General features: G+C 55.8%; 8 protein-coding genes and 1 pseudogene. 6 read left to right on the top strand and 3 right to left on the bottom strand.

The window, feature by feature from the left end:
* Positions 1-346: 346 nt before the first annotated feature.
* Complete coding sequence (gene rpsU / locus HJB91_RS30285; RefSeq protein WP_168292990.1) at positions 347-586, top strand: 30S ribosomal protein S21; 240 nt, start codon at positions 347-349, stop codon at positions 584-586.
* Here the strand turns inward: rpsU and HJB91_RS31055 are convergent.
* Positions 576-897: pseudogene (locus HJB91_RS31055) on the bottom strand (amino acid synthesis family protein); the annotation flags it as partial. The gene rpsU and the pseudogene HJB91_RS31055 overlap by 11 nt on opposite strands.
* A 160-nt stretch (positions 898-1,057) precedes the next feature.
* Between HJB91_RS31055 and HJB91_RS31050 the strand changes: the two are divergent.
* From HJB91_RS31050 to HJB91_RS30275, 3 genes are all read left to right on the top strand, one after another.
* Positions 1,058-1,201, top strand: a complete 144-nt coding sequence (locus tag HJB91_RS31050) for a GntR family transcriptional regulator (protein ID WP_259670010.1) — start codon at positions 1,058-1,060, stop codon at positions 1,199-1,201.
* A gap of 142 nt (positions 1,202-1,343) precedes the next feature.
* Positions 1,344-1,640: an FCD domain-containing protein gene (locus tag HJB91_RS31045; protein ID WP_259670009.1), complete on the top strand. Its 297-nt coding sequence runs from the start codon at positions 1,344-1,346 to the stop codon at positions 1,638-1,640.
* 537 nt (positions 1,641-2,177) lie between these two features.
* Entirely contained in the window at positions 2,178-2,408 is a 231-nt protein-coding gene (locus tag HJB91_RS30275; protein ID WP_221156943.1) for a hypothetical protein, read from the top strand.
* Positions 2,409-2,705: 297 nt separating this feature from the next.
* On the opposite strand, the gene HJB91_RS30270 is transcribed toward HJB91_RS30275, so the two are convergent.
* Both HJB91_RS30270 and HJB91_RS30265 read right to left on the bottom strand, forming a co-directional pair.
* Positions 2,706-2,924: a hypothetical protein gene (locus HJB91_RS30270; protein WP_221156941.1), complete on the bottom strand. Its 219-nt coding sequence runs from the start codon at positions 2,922-2,924 to the stop codon at positions 2,706-2,708.
* A 296-nt stretch (positions 2,925-3,220) separates the two neighbouring features.
* Entirely contained in the window at positions 3,221-3,790 is a 570-nt protein-coding gene (locus tag HJB91_RS30265) for a helix-turn-helix transcriptional regulator (protein ID WP_221156939.1), read from the bottom strand.
* A gap of 160 nt (positions 3,791-3,950) precedes the next feature.
* Here HJB91_RS30265 and HJB91_RS30260 point away from each other — a divergent pair, with 160 nt between their 5' ends.
* Both HJB91_RS30260 and istA read left to right on the top strand, forming a co-directional pair.
* Positions 3,951-4,778 (top strand): ornithine cyclodeaminase family protein, encoded by an 828-nt coding sequence (locus HJB91_RS30260; protein WP_221156937.1) that lies wholly within the window; start codon positions 3,951-3,953, stop codon positions 4,776-4,778.
* A gap of 72 nt (positions 4,779-4,850) precedes the next feature.
* Positions 4,851-5,562, top strand: a 712-nt coding sequence (gene istA, locus HJB91_RS30255; protein WP_259670008.1) for an IS21 family transposase, incomplete at its 3' end; no start/stop codon positions are given.

Genomic DNA, 5,562 nt, shown 5'->3' with positions numbered 1-5,562 from the left:
GGAACTGCGAACAACGCAATGGATCGTCGCCACAGCGCAGGCGAGAATCGGCATTCTTCAGTAAGTCGTCAAAAAACCTGGGTAATGGATTATACAATTTACGGGTCGTCAAGGTAGTGGCACCATCGAAAATCGAAGTCTGAACCATGGATACCGAAAGCGAATCGGTTTCAAAGGATCTGAACTTCCCACCCCTGCAACCGCTGACAAAGCTTACGTCTAGCCCCATCCGCGCTCGAGCCCATGAATCAGTGACGACAGAGAATTTAGGCAAACCGTCTTCCAAGACTTGATCATCAATGCGCGTGGATCTAATGAGGCGCGTCAGAGATCCTAGGAGTTTAGAATGCAAGTGCTGGTACGTGACAACAACGTTGAGCAAGCACTCCGTTTTTTGAAAAAGAAGTTGCAGCGCGAGGGCGTCTTCCGGGAGGCCCGACTTCGGGAGCGATTTGAAAAGCCCTCCGAAAAACGTGCTCGCGAGAAGGCCGAGGGTATCAGGCGTGTCCGTAAACTCGCTCGCAAAAAGCTTGAGCGGGAAAGCGGTATTTCGGTCCCCAAGAAGCCTAGAGCCTCCGGTCGCTAATTGGAATCAATTGGCGGATGTTTCGTCTGTCGAGGGTAATGACGTTGTGGTGCCTGAGATATCCCTTATGTAGGCCGTGCTGATAGAGATTGCCGAAGCGGAGCCGTATGGATGAGCGCCGACGCATGCTCGATCTCGCCATCAAGCCGCCGACCGCCGATTTACCATAGGCATCGAACATTTCTCTCGAACCGATCGCACCGAGGATCATCTTCGTCAGCAAAGCGCCGAGAACTGGCGCGCGTGGCAAGAATTTCTGGCTTCAGATCCTCGACGAGAGCCTGCCCCGCCCAAGAGTTCTTGATCACGGATTTCCGAATAGCGATTCAGCAGGACGGCTTGCCGCCCGGGCCGCGCGAAGCTTGTGGCAAACTTTTCAGGGAAATTGGTGCGGGATCTATCGCGAAAGACCTTGCCGCTCTCCGTATTGAGAACCCACCCGCCACGCTTCGAGAGATAGCCCTCGACCGCATGACGCGAGCCATCATCAGCGGCCTCTTTGAGCTTGGTGCCCGCGTCGTAGAGCGCAGCCGTTGCGAACAGCTAGGCGTTCCTCGCTCGGTAATCCGGGAAGTCATCCGTCATCTTGAGGCGGAAGGGCTGGTTGAAATCTAGAAAAGCGCGGGCAGATAGTTGCCAAACTGCATTGGAACGGCGCCCGCCAGATCTACGAGATACGGGCGGCGCTCGAGTCAACGGCCGTCGCCGATTGCGCCCGTCTTGCTGGACGCGACGTCAAAATCAAATGTGTAAAGCGATGGCTGAACTCGAACGCACGTCCGGGCAGAATTCGCCGCTGAACGTTCTCGACGCTACCACTGAGTTCTACAAGATCGTATTCGAAACGGCCGGCCATAATATCGCATGGGAGAATAGTCGGATTTCGCGACTTCGTGTTATGACTCTCTCGACTTCAAACCGCAGGACCTCCGGTCCCTCGCAGGTCAACGAGATTTTCGCGGCAATCGACGCGAACGATCCTGGTTTGGCAGCCGCTGCCTGCCGGGCGCATGTCAACTCTGCAGCGGCAATCGGCCAGACTATCTTGGGATGATCTGACAAACGGCCGCTGCAAGCCTGTCTTGCCTAAACTTTTGGTTTTACCCGCAACAATGAGAAGACGTTCGATTGTAGTGCCGGAAAGCTATCTATATAAGCGGCGAACAAAGTTTTACCGCATGGCGGAAGCAAACATCAAACAATCGGGGCAACCATGACATTTAACCTCACAAGACGGAAGCATGCTGAGGAAAGACTAGGCGCAGCGCTTCAACAAATGAATGACGCCATCCGCAACGTACACAAATCCGGAATTGATGTTGATATCAGCACCCTCACCATACACACACCGCGTGGCCCGATGGTCCAAATCGACCTAAAGACGGTCCGCCCCTATGGGGCGCCGCCAGTGTTGCGGTTGGTGCAAGAATAGATGCGGTGACATTGGGCATTTATCGCCGTCCCGCAATGTCGCGTGCCTGCGGCCATCGCGCGCACTCGGGCGAAATGCAAGTGCTCCGTAAGCAGGTCGATTCGCAACGTGACCAGATCCGCGCAGCAACGGCCAGCCCCGGAGTTGCTCAAGGAGCACATGATACTCGTCGTCGAGCTACACAAGAAGCTGAATGGCGAGCAGCTTCTTGGCGATCTTCGAAGCGGCAGATTGTCTTCCAATGCAAGGCTTGGCCTTCTTAAACTGTGTGCAGAAAAGGCCTGCAGCGAGAGTTTGCATCTGGAGCCCAAGGGAGGCGACCGCTACCGGTTTTCGGATTTTCTCACCGAGCGAGTCCAGACCCGTCGTCTGGAGACAGCTAATATTTAGCCCTTGGCCATTGCTCAACGAGAGCAGGCACGTCACGCTCGGGAGCAACCAGATATCGTCAACACAGCCATTCCTATTGCCCTGCCTCTCTGACGCCCGCGCGCTTCGTCATTTTCTTGTCGCGCTGACGGCCGCGCAAGTGACGACAAGTAGAGTGATGCCCAACAGAACCAAGCTCCACGGCGCTAGGACCACCACGAATATAACGAGGCTTCCGCAACAAAGGACAAATGAAATAGCGAGCAGAGCTCTGGCGAGCGACTTTCTCAAGCGCCCTTTATCCTCGCCGAGCACCGTCTATTCCGCCTTCACCTTTTGACTATCCGTCATCCGTTTCCATTTGATCAGATATCCGAAGCCAGGCCCGATCAACATCCCGCCGATCACCCATTCGATCAGTGTTAGGGGGCTTTCATTAGGATCGTGGCCCGTAAGATAGAGGAACAGGAAAAACACCGACACGCCAGCGAACATCATGGCCACCGGGAAGAACACGCTGTCGCGAAAGCTTTTCATACCACTGCTCCAGTAAGTCCGTTCGTTTGGAGGTGTCGCTTAGCAGATGGGGAGGTTGCCGTCCTCCCCTAAGCATCGCAATGTGCCAGGGCTATGCGGTGAAGGCCACGGTTCGAACCAACAATCCATAGCCCACCAAGGGGTCAGAATAAGAGCAGTCCGAAATCGTACGCTAAGGCCGAACGGAACATGAACGCTTCGGTAGCTCGGATCTGCAGCATCCGATATTTGTGGATTTTCCTTATTTGCTCGTGCCATGCTAGCAAAGAACTGGGCCTACTGTCGATCAGCGAGCGCTACGACACCACATTGCGCACAAATCTCACAAGCCGAGGCTGCCTATTCTCATACGAGTAGTCCTGCGCAGAGCTGTATATTGCAAATGTTCCAGCGGTATATTCCTTTTCCGAACCGCTCAAGACCAGGGTTAGCGTCCCTTCGACCACAAGAATCATCTCATGCCATCCCTCGGGATCGGGTTCCGCGTCGTATCGCTCACCATACTCCAGTGACCAGACCCACATCTGAGTCTCGTGGTGCGCGGGAGCTGTCCCTAAGAGCACCCCTTTGCTTTCCAAACCTGTTCCACGCCAGGTCACCTCATCGACGTCGGTTGACGACTGTCTTTCAGGATCCCGGACAAGGTCAACGAAGCCAACCCCGATCGCAGCGGCAAGCTTATCCAAGCTGGAAAGGCTGATGTTCGCGTCACCTGACTCTACGGCGATGATCATGCGCCGGCTGACGCCCGACGCTTTGGCAAGTGCAGTCTGGCTGAATCCAGCCGCTTGGCGAAACCGTCGCAGATTCCCGGAGACGTGCGCCAGGACATCACTCCGGCTATCATTGTGCAATATACTGCTCATTTCTGTATCTCAATCTTGACTGCGCAATATATTGCACATATGGTTTCTCTACTCCTAGCGGGCAGACTGTTCAACAGCGAATTCCACCGCGCGTCTCTACAGGCGTGCGAGCGATCCTGTGCGTGCCAAATCTGCCCTTCACGTAGCGGCGAGGTAGACAATGACGCAACCGATCGTTCTCGACGAAGCTCAGATCACAGCACTTCTTCCTAAAGCCGATCTGCGGGGAGTTTTGGAGCGCATGTTCCGCGCACTAGCGGACGGAAAAGCGGTTCAGCCTCCTCAAACATTAAGCCTCTTCCCGCACAGCAGGGGTGATTTCATCACGTATCTCGGTGTGCTTGCAGATGAAAAGGTGTTCGGCGCAAAGCTTTCCCCCTACATCCCAGGCGACGGCAACGCGGTTGTTACAGCCTGGACTCTGCTCATGTCGACGGAGACAGGGATCCCGCTTCTTCTTTGCGATTCCAAGAAGCTGACAACGGAAAGGACGGCTGCGGCGTCGATCATCGCTGCCGACTTGCTCGCTGTTCCAGACGCATCCGTTCTTACAATCGTCGGCTCAGGCCCAATGGCCCTTGCGCATCTTCGCTATGCAGAAAGCATTCGTCCGTGGAGGGAAGTGAGGATCGCGTCTCCGAATGTTGAAACGACCTTGGTTCCACACATGATATCGAGCGGGGTTCCCGTCGCAAAATCGACGAATGCACAAGACGCGATACAAGGTGCCGACGTGGTCCTGTTGTGCACGTCATCGGGCACCCCGGTGATAAATGCCAGCACGCTATCCAAAGCGGCGGTCATCACGTCGATCAGCACCAATGTCGCCGACGCCCATGAGGTCGATCCCGCCGCGCTGCAAGGATTCGACGTTTATTGCGATTACCGCAAAACAACGCCCGCGGCGGCGGGCGAGATGAAGCTGGCAACCGCAGCAGGACATTGGGATGTTGGTTTCCACGCAGAACTGAGCCGGCTAGGCGCATAATTTCCATTGAGAATTGAGCCATGTGAACCTTCCCCCAACGCGGAGAGCGACGGGGGCAACGGAGTGATCCACATGGGACTTTTAAACATCATCCGTCGGATGGCACTGCGCGAGAAGCAGTCGATCCGCGAGATCAGCCGGCGCACTGGGCTGTCACGGAACACGATCGCAAAGTATTTGAACGCTGGTACGATCGAGCCGACGTTCACGACACCGGACCGACCAAGCAAGCTTGATCCTTTTGCCGACAAACTGGCGGCCTGGCTGAAGACAGAGGCCGGGAAGTCGCGCAAGCAGCGGCGAACACTGAAGCAGGTTCATGCCGATCTGGTGGCGCTCGGCTTCACCGGTTCCTATGGCCGGGTTGCCGCGTTCGCCCGTGATTGGCGGGCTGATCGGCAACGTGAGCAGCAGACGACGGGCCGCGGTATATTCGTTCCGCTGTCATTCCGCCCAGGCGAAGCATTCCAGTTCGATTGGAGTGAGGACTATGCCGTAATCGGCGGCGAGCGCACGAAGCTTCAGGTTGCCCATATCAAGCTATCGCACAGTCGGGCCTTTTTGGTGAGGGCCTACCTGCTGCAAACACACGAGATGCTCTTTGATGCCCATTGGCACGGCTTTCGGGTCTTCGGTGGCGTACCTGCTCGAGGCATTTATGATAATCTATGGACGCCTCCCGGGCGAGAAGAACATTTGGCGGCAACTCGGCATTGGATGCGTGAATCTATCCGGCCTATCGCTGGAGCGATCACGCTCCTGGCCTTGATGGGAGTCCGCTACC

The organism is Rhizobium sp. NLR10b (genome assembly GCF_019685435.1).
Lineage (GTDB): Bacteria > Pseudomonadota > Alphaproteobacteria > Rhizobiales > Rhizobiaceae > Rhizobium.
Note: the sequence above shows the minus strand (reverse complement) of the source record. Positions and strands in the feature narration are given on the sequence as shown.